At 71.1% G+C, this 18,755-nt stretch carries 17 protein-coding genes; 6 read left to right on the top strand and 11 right to left on the bottom strand.

Features of this window, described 5'->3' with window-relative positions:
- Positions 1 to 83: 83 nt before the first annotated feature.
- Together O7621_RS20340 and O7621_RS20335 are read left to right on the top strand one after the other, a co-directional pair.
- Positions 84 to 413 carry a nucleoside triphosphate pyrophosphohydrolase family protein gene (locus O7621_RS20340; protein ID WP_282230709.1) on the top strand — a complete coding sequence of 110 codons (330 nt, stop codon included), beginning with the start codon at positions 84 to 86 and terminating at the stop codon, positions 411 to 413.
- Positions 414 to 461: 48 nt separating this feature from the next.
- Entirely contained in the window at positions 462 to 1,322 is an 861-nt protein-coding gene (locus O7621_RS20335; RefSeq protein ID WP_282230708.1) for a hypothetical protein, read from the top strand.
- 8 nt (positions 1,323 to 1,330) lie between these two features.
- Here O7621_RS20335 and O7621_RS20330 read toward each other — a convergent pair whose 3' ends face one another.
- A complete protein-coding gene (locus tag O7621_RS20330) occupies positions 1,331 to 1,900 on the bottom strand; it encodes a sugar O-acetyltransferase (RefSeq protein ID WP_282230707.1) in 570 nt (189 codons plus the stop codon).
- A gap of 139 nt (positions 1,901 to 2,039) precedes the next feature.
- Between O7621_RS20330 and O7621_RS20325 the strand changes: the two genes are divergently transcribed.
- The gene (locus O7621_RS20325; protein WP_282230706.1) at positions 2,040 to 3,179 is read left to right on the top strand and encodes a serine/threonine protein kinase; all 1,140 of its coding nucleotides are present in this window, start codon (positions 2,040 to 2,042) and stop codon (positions 3,177 to 3,179) included.
- Positions 3,180 to 3,423: 244 nt separating this feature from the next.
- Positions 3,424 to 3,765, top strand: coding sequence for an RNA polymerase-binding protein RbpA (locus O7621_RS20320; protein WP_123601539.1), 342 nt, complete (start codon positions 3,424 to 3,426; stop codon positions 3,763 to 3,765).
- Positions 3,766 to 3,870: 105 nt separating this feature from the next.
- On the opposite strand, the gene O7621_RS20315 is transcribed toward O7621_RS20320, so the two are convergent.
- The 4 genes from O7621_RS20315 to O7621_RS20300 all read right to left on the bottom strand — a co-directional run bounded on the left by O7621_RS20315 (position 3,871) and on the right by O7621_RS20300 (position 9,053).
- The gene (locus O7621_RS20315; RefSeq protein ID WP_282230705.1) at positions 3,871 to 4,401 is read right to left on the bottom strand and encodes an FxsA family protein; all 531 of its coding nucleotides are present in this window, start codon (positions 4,399 to 4,401) and stop codon (positions 3,871 to 3,873) included.
- Positions 4,402 to 4,457: 56 nt separating this feature from the next.
- Positions 4,458 to 5,261, bottom strand: a complete 804-nt coding sequence (locus O7621_RS20310) for a polyprenol monophosphomannose synthase (protein WP_282230704.1) — start codon at positions 5,259 to 5,261, stop codon at positions 4,458 to 4,460.
- Positions 5,258 to 6,865 carry an apolipoprotein N-acyltransferase gene (gene lnt / locus O7621_RS20305; protein ID WP_282234671.1) on the bottom strand — a complete coding sequence of 536 codons (1,608 nt, stop codon included), beginning with the start codon at positions 6,863 to 6,865 and terminating at the stop codon, positions 5,258 to 5,260. Before lnt ends, O7621_RS20310 begins: the two co-directional genes overlap by 4 nt.
- Positions 6,866 to 7,433: 568 nt before the next feature.
- Entirely contained in the window at positions 7,434 to 9,053 is a 1,620-nt protein-coding gene (locus O7621_RS20300) for an amidohydrolase family protein (protein WP_282230703.1), read from the bottom strand.
- Positions 9,054 to 9,234: 181 nt separating this feature from the next.
- Here O7621_RS20300 and O7621_RS20295 point away from each other — a divergent pair, with 181 nt between their 5' ends.
- Positions 9,235 to 10,623, top strand: coding sequence for a lysine 2,3-aminomutase (locus O7621_RS20295; RefSeq protein WP_282230702.1), 1,389 nt, complete (start codon positions 9,235 to 9,237; stop codon positions 10,621 to 10,623).
- A 16-nt stretch (positions 10,624 to 10,639) separates the two neighbouring features.
- On the opposite strand, the gene O7621_RS20290 is transcribed toward O7621_RS20295, so the two are convergent.
- From O7621_RS20290 to O7621_RS20275, 4 genes are all read right to left on the bottom strand, one after another.
- Entirely contained in the window at positions 10,640 to 10,834 is a 195-nt protein-coding gene (locus tag O7621_RS20290) for a CsbD family protein (protein WP_123601535.1), read from the bottom strand.
- A 201-nt stretch (positions 10,835 to 11,035) separates the two neighbouring features.
- Entirely contained in the window at positions 11,036 to 11,479 is a 444-nt protein-coding gene (locus O7621_RS20285) for an Lrp/AsnC family transcriptional regulator (protein ID WP_282230701.1), read from the bottom strand.
- Positions 11,480 to 11,495: 16 nt separating this feature from the next.
- A complete protein-coding gene (locus O7621_RS20280) occupies positions 11,496 to 12,635 on the bottom strand; it encodes an acyl-CoA dehydrogenase family protein (RefSeq protein ID WP_282234670.1) in 1,140 nt (379 codons plus the stop codon).
- A gap of 81 nt (positions 12,636 to 12,716) precedes the next feature.
- A complete protein-coding gene (locus O7621_RS20275) occupies positions 12,717 to 13,856 on the bottom strand; it encodes a DUF4037 domain-containing protein (protein WP_282230700.1) in 1,140 nt (379 codons plus the stop codon).
- A gap of 78 nt (positions 13,857 to 13,934) precedes the next feature.
- On the opposite strand from O7621_RS20275, the gene O7621_RS20270 reads away from it, so the two are divergent.
- A complete protein-coding gene (locus tag O7621_RS20270; protein ID WP_282230699.1) occupies positions 13,935 to 14,912 on the top strand; it encodes a 5'-3' exonuclease in 978 nt (325 codons plus the stop codon).
- On the opposite strand, the gene O7621_RS20265 is transcribed toward O7621_RS20270, so the two are convergent.
- Both O7621_RS20265 and O7621_RS20260 read right to left on the bottom strand, forming a co-directional pair.
- On the bottom strand, positions 14,883 to 15,782 hold the full coding sequence (locus O7621_RS20265) for an MHYT domain-containing protein (RefSeq protein WP_282230698.1): 900 nt from the start codon (positions 15,780 to 15,782) through the stop codon (positions 14,883 to 14,885). The two genes, O7621_RS20270 and O7621_RS20265, sit on opposite strands and share 30 nt — an antisense overlap.
- 168 nt (positions 15,783 to 15,950) lie before the next feature.
- Entirely contained in the window at positions 15,951 to 18,734 is a 2,784-nt protein-coding gene (locus O7621_RS20260) for a DEAD/DEAH box helicase (protein WP_282230697.1), read from the bottom strand.
- Positions 18,735 to 18,755: the final 21 nt, after the last annotated feature.

Below are 18,755 nucleotides of genomic sequence, written 5' to 3'. Positions count from 1 at the left end.
GGATTGTGATTAACGGTAATTCGATAATCGGGCCACCGGGTGCGGAGGAGCCCGGTGAGCGGGAACCGCCATACTGGTCCGCCATGGACCTGGACGACTACCAGCGCGGCGCCCTGCACACCGCCGCGCCGCGTGACAAGAAGAACGAACTGCTCCACCTGGTACTCGGCCTCGTCGGCGAGTCCGGCGAAGTCGCCGAAAAGTTCAAGAAATGGGTCCGAGACCACGACAGCGACGAGTCCAGGCTCGACCGGGCCGACATCACCAAGGAACTCGGCGACGTCCTGTGGTACGTGGCGACCCTCGCCGCCTACCTCGACCTCTCACTGAACGACATCGCGACCGACAACCTGGCCAAGCTGGCCAGCCGCCAGAACCGTGGCGTACTCGGTGGCAGCGGCGACAACCGCTGACCCGGCCCGTCCACCGTACGGCCCGCGCCCGGGCCGTACGATCAGCGCATGGTCACCCGGCTGGCATGGGTCTCCGCCCACGAGGCACGCGGACAAGACGAGGACGAACCGCTGGCCCTGCCGGCGCTACGGCAGGCCGGCATCGCCGTCGACGTGGTGGTGTGGAACGACCCTGCGGTGCGGTGGGCCGACTACGACCGGGCCGTCCTGCGTTCGACCTGGGACTACCCACAGCAACTCAGACAGTTCCTCACCTGGCTGGAAACCGTCGAACAGGTGACGGATCTGCGTAATCCGCTACCGATGCTGCGGTGGAACCTGGACAAGCACTACCTCGCTGACCTCGACCGGGCCGGGGTACCCGTCACACCGACCACGTTCGTGGAGCCGGGGCACCGTCCACACTTCCCCGCCGGCGACTTCGTGGTGAAACCGGCCGTCGGCGCGGGAAGCCGGCACGTCGCCTCGTACCGGCCGGCACAGCACGACGAGGCGTACGCCCACGTCCGCAGACTGCACGCCGCCGGCACCAGCGTGCTGGTCCAGCCACGACTCACCTCGGTGGCCGACGACGGAGAATGGCCCCTCGTCTTCTTCACCGGCAGGTACAGCCACGCCGCGAACAAACGGGTCCTGCTGCCCCACACCGACCCGGTCGACGACCTGTTCGCGCCGGAAACCAGCACGCCGCATGTCGCCGACCCGGAACTGATCGCCGTAGCGCGCAAAGCCGTCGACACCGTCACCGACTCGTTCGGCGTCCCGCTCTACGCCCGGGTCGACCTCGTCCGCGACGACCACGGCCAGCCATGCGTGCTGGAACTGGAACTGGTGGAGCCCTCCCTGTTCCTGCCCCAGACCACACCGGCCGCGCTCGAGCGTCTGGTCGACGCCCTGCAGGCCGACTGACGCCCGCGTCACCCTCCGCCGGTCCGGTCGCCCGGCAGATCCCGCAGCACCCGCGCCGGGTTGCCGACCGCGAGCACCCCGGCCGGCAGGCTCCGGGTCACCACCGACCCCGCACCGACCACCGTGTCCCTGCCGATCTCCACCCCGGGCAGCACGATCACCCCGCTGCCCAGCCACACGTTGTCGCCGATCCGGACCGGCTCCGCGGACTCCCACTTGTCCCGGCGTGCACCGGCCGCGAGCGGATGCGTCGGCGTCATCACCTGCACGTTGCAGCCGATCTGCACATCGTCACCGACGCTGATGGCCGCCGCATCCAACGCCACCAGCCCGAAGTTGACGAAGGTACGCGACCCGACGCTGATGTGGACGCCGTAGTCGACCCGCAGCGGAGGCCGTACCTCGGTATCCTCCCCCACCTCGGCGAACAGCTCGACGAGCAGCGCCCGGCGCCGCTCACCGTCACGCGCCGACGTGCGGTTGTACGCCTCGGTCAGATCCATCGCCCGCACCGACATCTCGACCAGCTCCGGATCGTCGGCACGGTACAGGTCACCAGCGACCATCCGTTCCCGCATCGACCGCCCAACACCGCCAGAACCCACCAGCCGACCGTACGCCGCACGGCCGGAACACACCCCGCGAAGCAGCCGAAGTCAGACCTGCGGCCACCACGACGGCGGTACGCGTCAGACCGGCAACTACACTTCGGCGGCGATGGACACCCCGCCGCCGGACACCGATACCGCAACCCGGCCCTGCGCACACTGCGGCGCACCCGTACCGCAACGGGCAGCCGCCGGCCGCCCCTTCCGGTACTGCCGCGACAACGACGGAGCCTGCCAACGCGCCTCCCGCGCCAACCGGATGCGCCGCCGCGACGCCCCTGGTCTCGCCGGCCAGATCGCCCGCAGCTGGGAACTCGTCGACCGCCTCGACCAGATGGTCGGCACCCTCACCGAGACACTGCACGCCGAACTCTCCCCAGCCGGCGTCGACCGTCGCGTCGCCGAAGTCCGGGCCGAAGCCGCCGCCACCCTCGCCGCCGCCCAAGCCGAACGCGACGACGCGCGGCAGACAGCCGAAGCTGCCACCCTCGCCGCCACCCATGCACAACAGATCGCCGCGCAGGCCGCCGCCCGCGCCGAAACCGCCGAGACACGCGCCGGAACCGCGACCGCCGAAGCCGCGGCGGCCCGCCAGCAGGCCGCGCAGGCACGGACGGAACAGGCCGCCGCGCAGCAACAGGCCGCCGCCGCCGACGCACTGCTGCGGCAGGCCGAACACGACCGCGACACCGTCCGCGAACAACTGGAACAACTGACCCGGCAACGCGACGACGACCGACGCGTCATCGACGAACTCACCCGGGAGGCGGCAGCGGCCACCGCCGCAGCAGCCGACGCCAGCGCCGCCGCGCGCACCGCCGACGACCAGCGCCGGCAGGCCGACATCCGCGCCGACCGGGCTCATGCGCAAGCCGAGGCCGCCCGGGCAGACGCCGCTCAGGCGCACGCAGAAACCGCCGCCGCGCGCGAGGCGCTACACCAGGCGCGCGCAGACATCGACCAGTGGCAGCGGCGGGCCGATGCGGCGCAGCACGATACCCAGACCGCCCGCGCCGACGCCGACACCGCCCGCGCGGAGACCGCCGCCGCCGTCGCCCGCGCCGAACAGGCCCGACACACTGCGACAGAACTCGCCGCCGCCCTCGACACCACCCGGGCCGAACGTGACAACGCCCAGGCCCGGGTCACGGAACTGTCCCGCCAAGTCAGCGACCTCGCCACGGCGCTGGCGGCGCTCAGCACCGCCCACCGGCCGGTCGACAACCACCCGGCGGCGCCCGCGCAGTGACCTACATCGCATCTACATCGTCACCGATGTGCCAGACTTCGTTAACGCCACGTTTCACCCCGGCGGCGACGGCCTCTGCGCACCGGTGACACGGCAGCAGCGAGCATCGGCCGGATACGCTCGCACACGTCCGGGCCGCGGGCCCTGCCGCTACCAGGCAGCGTCCGCTGACAGCGGGAATCGCCCGCCCCGTACACATCGTTACACCTGAAGACCAGCACCACGACCGAGGGGATAGCCGATCATGGGCGAGCGCATGCTGCGCGGAAGCCGTCTGGGAGCAGTCAGCTACGAGTCCGACCGCAACACGGAACTCGCGCCGCGCCAGACCCGCGAGTACCTCTGCGCCAAAGGCCACCAGTTCGAGGTCCCGTTCGCCGTCGACGCAGAGGTGCCGGTGACCTGGGAATGCAAGTTCGACGGCAGCGTCGCCCGGCTGGTCGACGGCAGCGAACCGGAGCAGAAAAAGGCCAAGCCGCCACGCACCCACTGGGACATGCTCCTGGAACGGCGGTCGATCGCCGAACTGGAGGACATCCTGGCCGAACGTCTGCAGGAGGTCCGCAACCGGCGCGGCGGCGTCTGACCACCCGGCCCCGCCCGGCCGGTGGGCAGCACAGACACCGACGCCCCTGACGCCGCACCCCGGCGTCAGGGGCGTCGTCGCGCTCCCGCACCCGGGCGTGTCCACTCACCGCGGCGGGTCGACGATCTCCCCTTCGATCGCCGGACCGGACGCGGCAGCCTGCGGCGCGGAACCGTCCGCAGACCCCGCCGGTGGCCGGTCCGCCGCCGGCGGCGGATACACCCGCACCCGGCGCGGCCCGAACATCTCCCCGGCCGCCGCCGACGACATCCGCCGCTCCGCAGCGACCTGAACCCGCCGCCGCACCACCCGCCGCACCTTCGGCACCGCCAACACACCACCGAACACGCCACTGACCAGCCCCGGCGTCGCCAACAACACCCCAGCGACCAACCCGAGCAGACCGTCACTGACCTGCTCGCCGGGCGGACGACCGGACTGCGCCGCCGCCCGGAAACTCCGCCAAGCGCGCATCCCTTCCCGACGCAGCAGCGCCATACCCGCCAGGGAAGCGGCGAGCACCAACAGCAACGCCCACCCGTAGCCGATCTGATGGGCGATCAGCAGGAAAACGGCGACCTCCAGCACCAGACCAGCCGCCAACGCCAACGGGATCAACCGCACTCCCCGGCGCATGTCACCTCCTGCGAACGTGGCGTCACGTCACCTGTCCAGCATGACACGCGCCGTCGTCACGGCCAGCGCGCCGACGCCGTGTCGCGACGCCGGCCGGTCAACCCGTCCCGGCGAGCCCGGACCCCCCAGACGGTCACCCGCCACAACGCCTCCCGCACAATCGACGCGCTCATCTTGCTCGCGCCCTGCTCCCGCTCCGCGAACGTGATCGGCACCTCGACGATGCGGAACCCCTCACGGTGCGACCGCCAGGTCAACTCCACCTGGAACGAATAACCCTGCGACGACACACTCGCGTAGTCGATCTTGTCGAGCACCGCGATCCGGTACACCCGGTAACCACCGGTCGCGTCCCGCACCGGCATACCCAGCGCCAACCGCGTGTACAGGTTCGCCCCCTGCGACAGCACCCACCGGTGCCGGGGCCAGTTCACCACCTCGCCGCCCGGCACCCACCGGGAACCGATCACCACGTCGGCGTCCCGCGCCGCGTCCAGCAGCTGCGGCAACTGCTCCGGAGCATGCGAACCGTCGGCGTCCATTTCGACCACCGCGTCGTAGCCACGCTCCCGCGCCCAGCCGAATCCGGCGACGTAGGCCGCGCCGAGACCCTGTTTCCCTGGCCGGTGCAGCACATGCACCTGGCCGTCGGCCGCAGCCAGCTCATCGGCGACCGCCCCGGTACCGTCCGGCGAGTTGTCGTCGGCGATCAGCACGTCGACCTGGGGGACAGCGCCGCGGATCCGGGCGGTGATCAGACGTACGTTCTCCGCCTCGTTGTAGGTGGGAACGACCACCAGCACCCGACCGACACCCGGGTAGCCCTCCGGGCCACCGCCCGCCGACACCGCCTCGCTCACCGTACCTCCGTATCCGAACTGACCACCCGCCGCCGCAGCCACACCGAGGTGACCAGCACCACGCCGGCGAACACCACCAGCACCGCCTCGGGCCAGAAACCCATCCGAGTCGCAAGAGTACGCGTCGCCCCGAGCTCGAGCTCACTCACCACGGCGGCCGCCGTGTTGAACCGGGTCGGCTGCGACACCCGCCCATTCTGATCGACAAACGCTGATATGCCAACGGTCGACGCCATCAACCCGGCCCGACCATGCTCCACCGCCCGCAACCGCACCATCGCCAACTGCTGCGCCGCCTCGGCCTCATTGAACGTCGCGTTGTTCGTCTGCACCGCCAACACCTGCGCACCACCGGTGACCGTGTCACGGACCAACCCGTCGTAGGCCACCTCGAAACAGATGATGCCGCTGATCGCCACCGGACCCACCCGCAGCACACCTGGCTGCGAACCGGCCACGAAATCCGCCCGGACCAGATCCACCTGATCGGTGACCATCCTCGCCAACCGCCGGAACGGCACATACTCCGCGAACGGCACCGGATGCCGCTTCACGTACACCTGCTCGACGTCGCCGCCGGAACCCGGCTCCCACACCAGGCTCACGTTGCGCACCTCCCCGGCACCGGGCCCGTACGCCAACGCACCCACCAGGATCGGCACCCCGACAGCCGCCGCCGCCTCGTCGATACTCGCCGCCGCCTGCGGGTCACGCGTCGGATCCACGTCGCTGGCGTTCTCCGGCCACACCACCAGATCCGGCGCAGGCACCTCACCGGCCGCCACCTGCCGCGCCAACCGGATCGTGCCCTGCACATGGTTGTCCAACACAGCCCTGCGCTGGGCGTTGAAATCCAACCCCATCCGCGGCACGTTGCCCTGCACGAGCGCTACCACCACCGAACCCGACGATCCGTCACCCACCGGCACCAACCCACCCACCAGCAGCACCAGCACCGCCGCACCGACACCCCCGGCCACCGGCGCCAAACCCCGCCACGAACGCCATGAACGCCACACCCCCACCGCTACCGCTCCACCGGCCACCGCCACCACGAACGTCACCAACGGCGCCCCACCCACCGCCGCCCACGACAACACCGGCGAATCACCCTGACTGAACGCCAACCGACCCCACGGGAACCCGCCAAACGGCGTCCGACCCCGCAACGCCTCCTGCCCCACCCACAACAACCCGGTCACCACCGGCCACAGCACGCCCCGGCGACGATCCACCACCGGAGACACGAACGCCGCCACCGCACCCAGCAACGCCAGGTAACCGGCCTGCAAGCCCGACAACAACACCCACGGCAAACTGCCCGTGTGCAGATTCGTCCAACTCAGCAACGGCGCGAAGAACACCACCCCGGCCACGAACCCCAGACCCGCACCCGCCCGCAACCGACGCCGATGCACCGCCACCGACAACGCCGCCACCCCCACCGGGGCCGCCCACCACCAGCCGTACGGCGGAAAAGCCACCAGCAGCGCCGCACCCGACAACACCGCCAGACCGATCGCCCACGGCAACCCCAACGGGCCACCCGCCGACGCGAGCGCCACCGGCCGTGACCGCTCCGGCGCCACCGCCGCATCCACCATCGCCACGTCGAGCCCCACCCGCCAGGCCACCACCCGCGGCAGCCACCGAACCGTCCGACGAAGGCTACCGGCAATCCAGCCCATCCGACGACGACAGCCACAGCCGGCGACGCACCGGCCGCCGAACGAGAAATCGGGGCGCGGCCGATCCGGCCGCGCCCCGCGCTCCCAGGCCCCTCCCCCGCCGATGCGGCAGGACGACCGTACGGTGACCTTCGGACCGGCCAACCGGGAACTGGCTGCCCCCGACGGACCGTTGTCTACTGGCCCCGCACGACCACCTGCCCGTGCACCGGAAAGTCGCGGCCGGTTCGCGCCGCCTCGCCGACCCTCGCCCACTGGACCTGGCCGATGCGGGCACCACCCGTGGCGATCCACGAGCGGCACAACCACATTGCGACAACAGTCGCTCGGCCAGCGGACGAAGAAACGAAGCGAACAACAGCCGCTTCCCGTGGTAGGACTCAAAGACGGTACGCGGGCCACCCCCGGTGCTGTCAACCCGGCCCAGGGGCACCGACCACCCCCACCGGCGTGTCACCACCGGCGTGTCACCGGCCACCCCCGCTCACCTCCCGCCGGCCGCCCGATCCTCCGCCACGAAGATCTCCCGACCCCGCAGCACCGTCCGCAGACACCGCGGCAGCGGCGTCGGATCCGCCGGCCCGCGCAACGCCGGATCCTCCGCCACCAGGACCGGCAGGCCGTCCGCCGACACACCCGCCGGCGTCTGCCACACCGCGAACGTCGCCGCCGCGCCCAGCGTCAACGCCCCCTCCTGCGCGGTCTGCACCACACCCGGCGGCAACGCCCGCCAACCGCCCCTGGTGTGCGCGGCGAACGCCGACCGAACCGCCAACCGCGACGCCGGATTGAAATGCGAAACGGCGGCCCGCACCCCACCCCACGGATCCAGCGGCGTCACCGGCGAGTCCGAACCGAACGCCAACGTGACGCCCACCCCGTGCAACGCACCGAACGGATTCGACGCCAACGCCCGGTCCACGCCCAGCCGGGCCGCGTACATCTGACCCCCACCACCCCACAACCGGTCGAACGCCGGCTGCACACTGGCCACCACCCCGAACTCGACGAACGCCCCGATCACCCGCTTGTCGACCAGCTCGACGTGCTCCACCCGGTGCCGGCCGGCCCGCAACCGCTCCACCCCGACCTCGCCGGCCGCCACCGCGAAGCCGTCCACGACCGCCGCCACCGCCGCGTCACCGATCGCGTGGAACCCACCCTGCATCCCCGACCGGACACAGTCCACCAGATGCGCCGCGACCTGATCGGCGGCCAGGAAACAGCTGCCGCAGCCGCCACCGTCGACGTACGGCTGCGACAGGTACGCCGTCCGCGACCCCAACGCACCGTCGGCGTACAGGTCACCACCGGCAGCCACCGCGCCCAACTCCCGTGCCCGGGCCGCCCCCAGAAACTCCCCCCAGTACCCGTACACCTCCGGCAGGCCGTCGCCCGACATCGCCAGCACGGAGACGAAGTCGGACTCCGACGACGTCTGCGGACCGCCGCACTCGTGCACCGCCGCGATACCCGCGCCGGCCGCCGCAGCCAACGCAGCCCGCTGCGCCGAGGTGCGCTGCGCCGGCGTCAACGATCCGAAGGCCAGCGCCCGCACCGCGTGATGGTCGTCCTCCCGCACCCACCCTGGCGGATCGGAGCGTTCCGCCAGACCCGGCACCGCCGCCAGCATCTCCGACGACACCAGCGCCGAATGGATCGACGCCTGAGACAGGTACACCCGCCGTCCGCCCGACGCCGCCGACAACTGCCGCGCGTCCGGCGGCACCGGCCGCTGCCACGTCGACTCGTCCCACCCGTGCCCCAGCACCACCGCGTCCTGGGGCAGCCCTGCCGCGAAGCCGGCGACCCGGTCGACCAGCTCGGCCGGCGAACGCACCGACGACAGATCCAGGCCGGACAGCACCAGACCGGTGTCGGTCGCGTGCACGTGCGCGTCGACGAAGGCCGGGGTCACCAGCGCGCCGGCCAGGTCGACCACCACATCCGCCCGTGGCGCGTCCGCGTCCGTACCCAACCAGCCGATCCTGCCGTCACGCACCAGCAACGCCGTCGCTCCCGGCACCGCCGGGCAGTACAACCTGCCGCCCCGGTACAGCACCGCGGGCAGCCCGGCCTCCGAACCCACCGTACGAGTCGTCATCAGCTCAGTCTGCCGCCAGCTGCGCGGGAGACGGCAGCTGCCCACCGGAGTCGCCGATCGACAACCGAATCACCACCTTGCACCTAGCAGGACCGGAAGACTTACGGCAGAATAGTCAACACACAGGAAATTATCCAGGAGTGCGGTACGCCCCACCGGACGCACCGAGCCAGGAGGACCGATGCCGCAACCCATCTCGGCGGACAGCCCCGGAACCAGCCCGACGCCGCCCCAACCGTACGAATACCAGCGTCGCGAACTCGTCGAACCCGACTGGAAACGACTACCCGGCTGGCGCGACGTCACCCCCGACCAGTGGCAGTCCGCCCAGTGGCAACGGGCCCACTGCGTCAAGACCGTCGCCCAACTGCACGCCGTCCTCGGCGACCTCGTCGGCGACGGCTTCTACGCCGAACTCGACGCCGACCAGAGCCGACACGCCACGATGTCCATGCTGGTCACCCCGCAGATGATCAACACGATGGTGCCAGCAAGCGCACCCGATACCGACTCCCTGCGGGCCGACCCGATCCGGCGCTACATGCTCCCGCTGGCCAGCGACCGCCGGACCGACTGGCCGTCCCACCCGTACGCCAGCCGCGACTCCCTGCACGAACACGACATGTGGGTGGCGGAAGGACTGACCCACCGCTACCCGACCAAGGTCCTCGCCGAACTCCTCGCCACCTGCCCGCAGTACTGCGCGCACTGCACCCGGATGGACCTGGTCGGCAATTCCACCCCGACCGTTGACAAACTCCGCCTGACCCTCAAGCCCACCAACCGCTACCAGGCTCATCTCGACTACCTACGTGGGCACCCCGGAGTCCGCGACGTCGTCGTCTCCGGCGGCGACGTGGCGAACCTCCCCTGGCGGCATCTCGAGAGCTACCTACAGAGCCTGCTGGACATCGACAGCATCCGCGACATCCGACTGGCCACCAAGGCGCTGATGGGTCTGCCCCAGCATTGGCTGCAGCCCGATGTCGTGACCGGCCTGGAGCGTGTCGCCCGCACCGCCGCCAGTCGCGGCGTCAACCTTGCCATCCACACCCATGTCAATCACGTGCAGTCACTCACCCCGCTGGTCGCCCGAGCCGCCCAGACCGCGCTCGACGTGGGCATCCGCGACGTGCGCAACCAGGGAGTACTGATGCGCGGGGTCAACGCCGACCTGCACAGTCTCCTCGACCTCTGCTTCGCGCTCCAGGGCGAAGCCGGCATCCTCCCGTACTACTTCTATCTCTGCGACATGATCCCCAACGCCGAACACTGGCGGGTCCCGGTCCGGACCGCGCAGCAGCTGCAGCACGACCTGATGGGTTATCTGCCAGGCTTTGCCACCCCGCGGATCGTGTGTGACGTGCCACTGGTCGGCAAGCGGTGGGTGCACATGCTCACCGAGTACGACCGGGAGCACGGCATTTCCTACTGGACCAAGAACTACCGCACCTCACTCGACAGCTCCGACGATCTGGGGCGGCGCTACCCGTACTACGACCCGATCGACACGCTTCCGGAGTCCGGACAGCGGTGGTGGTCCCGGCAACGGACGACCACCACCGGCTGATCCGGCCCGCTGCTCGTCAGCCGCTGAACGCGTCCCGTACGTTGCGGCCGGCGTCCTTTGCGTGCTCCCCCGCGTCCTTCGTCCGCGCCTTACTCGCCTCGGCGGCGCCCTCGGCCCGCATCTGCTCGTTGTCGGTCGCCGCGCCGTAGCGCTCCTTCGCCTGGCCCTTGAGCTCCTCGGCCTTGTTGCGCGCCTTGTCGGTCATGCCCATGGTCGATCACTCCTATCGCGGTACTGACCGAACGGTTTCCGTCCGTGCTTCCTGCATGCCCGGCGTCGTGGGCTTCAAACGGTGCGGCGGTCGGTGTGGTTGCCGGGTTGTTGATGTGTGGGGTTGTGCAAGCACAGCGTCTAGAGCGTCCTAGGACGGCAGGAAGGGCTTCCCGGCAGCCGGGCAGACCAGGCGACAGGCTCAGACGAGTTTCGGCGGACGTGACTCGTACGGGGTGGACAGCACCACCGTCGTCCGGGTGGTGACATTCGCCGCCGTCCGGATTTCCTGCAACAGCCGTTCCAGGTCCGCCGGGCTCGCCACTCGGACCAGCAACAGGTAGAAGTCCTCCCCCGCCACCGAATAACAGGAATCGATTTCGGCCAGATGCGACAGCCGTTCCGGGGCGTCGTCCGGCTGGGACGGGTCAAACGGCCGGATCGCGACGAACGCGCTCAACGGCAGCCCCACCGCCTCGTACGACACCCGGGCGGTGTAGCCGTTGACCACCCCGCGCTGCTCCAGCCGGCGTACCCGCTGATGAACCGCCGACACCGACAGGCCCACCCGCTCGGCCAGCTCGGTGTACGACACCCGGCCGTCAGTGGTCAGCGCGGCGACGATAGCCCGATCGGTCTCTTCCACGGCGAGAAACCTACCGTCACCGGGCCAGTGCCCGGGAGATCACCACCCGCTGGATCTGGTTCGTCCCCTCCACGATCTGCAGCACCTTCGCCTCGCGCAGGTACCGCTCCACCGGATGGTCGGCCACGTAGCCGTACCCACCGAGCACCTGAACCGCGTCAACGGTGACCTTCATCGCGACGTCGGTGGCGAACAGTTTGGCCTTGGCCGCCTCGACGGCGTACGCCCGACCGGCGTCGCGCAACCGGGCTGCGGCCAGGGTCACCGCCCGAGCGGCCGACACCTGGGTGGCCATGTCCGCCAACAGGAACCCCAGCCCCTGCAGGTCAATGATCGGCCGGCCGAACTGCTCCCGCTGCCGGGCGTAACCGACCGCGTGGTCGAGCGCCGCCTGCGCCAGCCCGACCGCGCAGGCGGCTATCCCCAGCCGGCCGGCGGCCAGCGCGGACATCGCCACACCGAAGCCGGAGCCCGCGGCACCCACCAGGTGCTCCGCCGGCACCCTGGCCTGGTCGAACACCAGTTGGGCGACCGGGGAGGAGCGCAGGCCCATGGTGCGCTCCGCCGGCTGCGCCAGCACGCCGGCGGTGCCGGCCGGGACGAACAGGCACGAGATGCCCCGCGTTCCAGGTCCGCCGGTGCGGCAGAAGACGTTGTAGAAGTCGGCCACCGCCGCATGGGTGATCCACGCCTTCGTCCCGGTCACCACGTAGTCGTCCCCGTCGCGAACCGCCCGGGTGGTCAGCGCCGCCGCGTCCGACCCGCCCTGCGGCTCGCTGAGGCAGTACGCACCCAGCAGCTCACCGCCGAGCATCTCCGGCAACAGCTTCCGTTGCCGGTCAGTGCCGTACTCGGCCACCGGATAGCAGGACAACGTGTGCACGCTGACCGCCTCGGCGACCGCCAGCCAACGGCTGGCCAGCACCTCCAGCACCTGCAGATACACCTCGTAGGGCTGGCCCGCGCCGCCGTCGGACTCCGCGAACGGCAGGCCGAGCAGACCGGCCCGGCCGAGGGTGCGGACCACCTCCCGGGGGAACTCGGCCCGTGCCTCGAATTCGGCGGCCCGGCCGGCCAACTCCCGGTCGGCGAGCTCGGTGGCCAACTCGATCAGGTCGTATGCCTCGGGCGTGGGCAGGACGCGTTCGACGGTCATGGTGGTGCGCTCCAGGATGGTGAGCGGGCCGGCGCCGGCCCGCGGTGGCGGGCCGGCGGTGCCGATCGACACCCAACAAGCTTAACGTTCGTTTGGCCGCGTCCCGTTGTGGTCCAGTCCCAGGACGCAACCCATCACCGTGCGGGTCCGCGCGACATCGGTTAGCAGCGCGGTGTGGTCGACGACCTGATCCACCGCCCCCAGCACCGGCAGCGCCCGCAGCTCGCGGTCACCGATCGCCGACCACAGGGCCCGAGCGAACCTGGCCGCGTCGAGCACCAGGAACGGCCGGTCCCGGAACGGCCGTACCGTCGGCTCCACCGGCGCGGCCAGCGCGAGCTGGTTGGTCCGCACCGCCAGCAGCTCGTACGCCTGGCACAACCGTCGCTGCCGCACACTCCACCCGGTCGCCGACAACGCCGCAGCCAACGTCGCGCACAGCCCGTCGTCGTCCGGAAGCCGGGCGAACGCGCTGCCCAGCCACTTGTGATACGGCGGATAGCAGCGGCCGACCAGCAACGCCAGCCGCATCAGGTCCCGCACGATCCGGGCGGTCACCACCGCGCCGCCGATCTCGTCGCCGACCTCCCCGCACCGGCCGACGAACGGCTCCTCGCCGGCTACCCGGGCCCAGGCCGCGGCCAGCACGTACCGCCAGATGTCCGGTGGGTACCAGGCGAGAACCGCACGACGACCGGTAAGCCCACCGGTCGGTTCGGCCGACCGGGCCGCCAGCTCCGGCAGGGCGTCGTGGAACACGTCCCCGGCGGTGAACTCGGCGAGCCGTTGGGTCGGGGTGGCGAGCCAGTCCAGCCGGCCCGGCCCAACGGCCGGATCGAAGCCCAGCACCCGCTGGCACCAGGCAGACACGTCCGTCACCGTCACCCCGTGCCGGGCACCGTCGAGCGCCGGCACCCCCAGAGTGCGGTCGGCGTCCGGCGCGAACCTGGTCGGGAAGCCCAGAAAGGTCGCCGGCAGGTCCTCGGTGACGGCGGCGCACACCTGGTCGGCCAGGCCGGCGTCGGCGCGGTCGAGGAACACCTGCACCCGCGGGCCCCAGTCATGGTCGCGGGAGCGTTCCGTGTCGAACCCGAACAGCTCCGAACCGGTGTCCATCCGGGCCGCGGCGTAGCGCAACCGGGGGAACCGAGCGGCGATCGCCGGCGCCACCACCGCGTGGTGAAACCGGCGGCTCAGTTCCAGGCCGGGCAGGAAGCTCATGTCGGCAGCCTGCCGCACCGGCCCGACGGCCGTGCCGGACAACCAGCGGTGTCACCGGGCTGTGCGAGGCTGTAGCGCGTGAACCGATCCGATGCTCTGCTGGCCGTCGACGCCCCGAGCCTGTACTTCCGGGCGTACTTCGGGGTGCCCGAGTCCGCCGCCCGCACCGCCGACGGCGAACCGGTCAACGCCATACGCGGCTTCCTCGACATGCTGGCCGCGCTGATCACCCGGCGGCGGCCGGCGCGGCTGATCTGCGCCCTCGACCACGACTGGCGGCCCGCCTGGCGGGTACGGTTGCTGCCGTCGTACAAGGCACACCGGGTGGCACCCACCGGCGGGGAGGTCGTCCCGGACACCCTGGTGCCGCAGTTGCCGGTACTGCTGGACGTGCTGTCCGCGCTGGGGGTGCCGGCGGTCGGCGTGGCCGGCTATGAGGCCGACGACGTGCTCGGTACGCTCGCCACCCGCCAGGCCGGCCCGGTCGAGGTGGTCTCCGGCGACCGGGACCTGTTTCAGCTGGTCGACGACGACCACCCGGTCCGGCTGCTCTACGTCGGTCGGGGGGTGGCCAAGCTGGAGGACTGCGATGGCGAGGCCGTCGAGCAGCGCTTCGGCGTACCGCCCGCCGGGTACGCCGACTTCGCCGCACTTCGTGGCGACCCGAGCGATGGCCTGCCGGGAGTGCCGGGCGTCGGCGCCAAGACCGCAGCGCGGCTGCTGCAGCGGTACGGCGATCTTGCCGGGCTGGTCGTGGCACTGGACGACCCACGGTCCGGGTTCGCTCCCGGTCTGCGGGCCCGGCTGGCGGCCGCCCGCGACTACCTGGCGGTCGCACCGACCGTGGTACGGGTAGCCAGGGACCTCGATCTGGCGGTCGAACCGGTGCGGCTGCCCGCCGCACCGACCGACCCCGACCGGTTGATGGAGCTGGCGGACCGGTGGAACCTTGCGGGCTCCTGTCGGCGGCTGGTCGACGCAATGGCACGGGGCGCCGGCGGGTCGGGCGGTGCGGACGCTAGCGGGTCAGGCGTTGAACCCGTTGAACCCGCCTGACCGGCTCGACGCGTTCTGTTCACTACCGGTGTTCGAGCCGCTGCGTAGCGGGGTAAACCCGTTCGGCCGGGCAGGGGTCGGTGGCTGTGGGGCGCTACGCCGCTCGGCGATCCGCGCGTCGAGGTATGCCGCCGCCGCCCGGTCCTCCTCGGTCGGGGCGGACAGGACCGCGTACACCAGGCCGATCACCACGAGCAGCACCGCCACGCCGATCGGTACCAGCAGGGTTGCCGCGGTCGCCCCGTTGAGCACGCCGGTCGGCTCGTGCAGGTGCACCGACATCGCCGTCATGCCGGTGAAATGCATGCCGTTGACCGCGACACCCATCAGCAGCGCGGATCCGGTCATCGCCAGCGGCCGGCGGACCGTGACCGCCAGCCACAGCGCCACCGTTGCCGCGATCACCGCGATCACCACGGAGAGTGTCACCCGGCCCGGCGCGTAGTCGATGTCGCCGTTGAGCCGCATCGCGGCCATCCCGGTGTAGTGCATCGCGGCCACACCCAGGCCGGTGATCACCCCGCCGAGCAGGATCTTCACCAGCGACGGCCGGCCGAAGCCGACCAGGAACAGCCCGAACGCGACTGCGGCGATCGCGATCACCGCGCTGGCGATGGTGATCGCGATGTCGTAGCGGATCTGGGTGCCGGCCACGCTGAAGCCGAGCATCGCCATGAAGTGCATGGTCCAGATGGCGGTGCCACCGATCGCGAAAGCCGACAGCGAGAGCCACCAGGCCCGCCGGCCCGGGGTGTCCGACTCCCGGACCCGCACGGCGCAGATCAGTCCGAGAAACGAACCGAGCACCGACAACGCGTAACTCAGCGTTGGCGTGATGAAGCCATACTCAAAATGGTTGATATCTGCCACGTCCACCCCTTCGGCCCGAACCACAGGCTGGTACTCCCCGGACCGATGGTGAGCAGCGGAAAGGGTCTTCGCAAGCGATCGTTCGGTTGTTTCGCCGGGCCGTGTCGACATTGTGACGCACCACCGGTACCGGCGACTACGGCACGCTGTTCGACCGTCGACCGGCAGTCACCCCGTCGTCTGGTACGCCAGCACGCCGCGCTGCAGCGCGGACACCGCCTGCGCGGCCGTCCGCGCCAGCTGCGACGACGCACCACGGGCCTGGGCCAGCTGTCCGAGCATGTCGGCGACCTGCCGGGCCCACCGGACGAAGTCCCCGGCCGGCATCTCCCCGTCCAGGCTGTCCCCGCTGGCCAGCACCTTGGCCAGCGGTTCGCCCCGGGCCCACCGGTAGATCGGCCAGACAAAGCCGAGATCCGGCTCCCGGGTCGACTCCAGGCCGGCGGCCGCCTCGTCGGCCTCCAGGCTGGCCCAGATCGCGGTGGTGGCATCCACCGCGGCGGTGACCGCCCCCCGCGGCAGCGCCGCCCGCTCGTCGACGTCGCGGCGGGCCTCGTACACCACCACCGACACCGCGGCGGCCAGCTCCGCCGGCGCCAGACCGTCCCAGACACTTCGGCGCAGGCACTCGGCGACCAGCAGGTCGGTCTCTGTCCAGATCCGGGCCAGCATCCGCCCGGCGTCGGTCACCGTACCGTCGGATGTCAGGTAGCCGCGGTCGGTCAGCAGACCGCAGACCCGGTCAAAGGTCCGGGTCAACGATCCGGTCCGGCCCGCCACCCGGGCCCGCAGCTCGTCGGTGTCGCGGGCCAGCCGGTGCCGTCGTTCCGCCCAGCGGGCATGCTCCTCCCGGTCCGGACAGCTGTGGCAGGGGTGCCGACGCAACTCGGCGCGCAACTGGGTCATCCGGTCGTCGTCCCGGTCACCGCGCGCACGCCCCCGGCGGCGAGCGCCGTGGCGACCCAGGCCCGTCCCGGCCACCGCCGCCGCCAGATCCCGCCGGGCCGCCGGTGACCGGTGGTTGAAATGCTTCGGCACCCGGATCCGGGCCAGCACCTCCGCCGGGACGGTGAAGTCGCCGACCGACACCCGGCCCGCCCACCGGTCCTGGGTCAGCACCAGCGGGCGGGGCTCGCCGAACCCCCCCGCCCCAGGATCCAGCACCACAGCCAACCCGGCCCGCCGACCCGACGGCACCCGGATGACGTCACCGACCCGCAGCCGCTCCAGCGAGTCGACCGCCGCAGTGCGCCGCTGCTGCTGACCCTGCCGGGCCAGCTCCCGCTCCCGGTCGGCGATCGCCACCCGTAGATCGAAGTACGCGTCGAAGTCGCCGAGGTCGCAGCGCGTCTCGACGCCGTACGCCTCGATCGTCTCGGTGTTGCGCTGCGCCTGCCGGGCCAGGCCAACCACCGATCGGTCCGCCTGGAACTGGGCAAAGGACGACTCGAGCAGTTCCCGGGCGGCGTTGAAACCGACGGTGCCGACCAGGTTGACCGCCATGTTGTAGGACGGTCGGAAACTCGACCGTAGCGGGTAGGTCCGGGTTGAGGCGAGCCCGGCGACGTGCCGTGGATCGACCTCCGGCGACCAGACCACCACCGCGTGGCCCTCCACGTCGATACCGCGCCGACCGGCCCGACCGGTCAGCTGGGTGTACTCGCCCGGGGTAAGGTCGACGTGCGCCTCACCGTTGAACTTGACCAGCCGTTCCAGCACCACGCAGCGGGCCGGCATGTTGATCCCCAACGCCAGCGTCTCGGTGGCGAACACGGCTTTGATCAGGCCTCGGACGAACAGCTCCTCGACGACCTCCTTGAAGGCCGGCAGCATGCCGGCGTGGTGCGCGGCGAGACCGCGTTCCAGCCCGTCCAGCCAGCCCCAGTAGCCGAGCACCGACAGGTCCTCGGCCGGCAGACTGGACAGCCGTGACTCCACCAGCCGACGGATCTCGGCGCGCTCGTCCGGGGTGGTCAGCCGCAGCCCGGCGGCCAGACACTGGGCGACGGCGGCATCGCACCCGGCCCGGCTGAACACGAACAGGATCGCCGGCAGCAGGCCCTCCCGCTCCAGACGTTCGATCACGTCCGCCCGCAGCGGGGGACGCCAACGTGGACCGCGACCACCGGACCGGCCCCAGCCCGGCCCGTGGGTACGGCCGTCACCGAGCTCCAGCCGCCGCAGCATCTCCCGGCTGTAGCGCAGCAACTCCGGATGCACGTCGTGTTTACGGGCCGCGTCGGCGTCATGGAACAGGTCGAACATCCGCCGACCGACCAGCATGTGCTGCCACAGCGGGACAGGACGGTGTTCGCTGACCACCACCTCGGTCTCGCCACGGACGGTGACGAGCCAGTCGGCGAACTCCTCGGCGTTGGACACCGTCGCGGACAGCGACACCAGGATGACCGACGACGGCAGGTGAATGATCACCTCCTCCCAGACCGCGCCCCGGAACCGGTCGGCCAGGTAGTGCACCTCGTCCATCACCACGTAGGCCAGGCCGTCGAGAGTGGCCGAATTGGCGTACAGCATGTTGCGCAGCACCTCGGTGGTCATCACCACCACGGGCGCGTCGCCGTTGATCGCGTTGTCCCCGGTCAGCAGCCCCACCTGGGCGGCACCGTACCGGTCGACCAGGTCGTGGTACTTCTGGTTGGAAAGGGCCTTGATCGGGGTGGTGTAGAAGCACTTGCGCGGTGGACCACCGGCCGGCGTGGTAACGGCGCGCAGCGCCAGGTGGACCGCGAACTCGCCGACCACCGTCTTGCCCGCCCCGGTCGGCGCGCAGACCAGCACCCCGCTGCCCCGTTCCAGGGCCTGGCAGGCGGCCTGTTGAAAGTCGTCCAGGTCGAAACCGAGATCGAGGGTGAACTCCCCGAGCGCGGGAAAGGCGGCGGCCTGCGCGGCCCGGCGGCGCGCTGCGGCGTACCGCTCGGCGGGGCTCGACATACCGCAAGATTAATCGCAGCC

It is taken from the genome of Solwaraspora sp. WMMD937, assembly GCF_029581175.1.
Classification (GTDB): domain Bacteria; phylum Actinomycetota; class Actinomycetes; order Mycobacteriales; family Micromonosporaceae; genus Micromonospora_E.
Note: the sequence above shows the minus strand (reverse complement) of the source record. Positions and strands in the feature narration are given on the sequence as shown.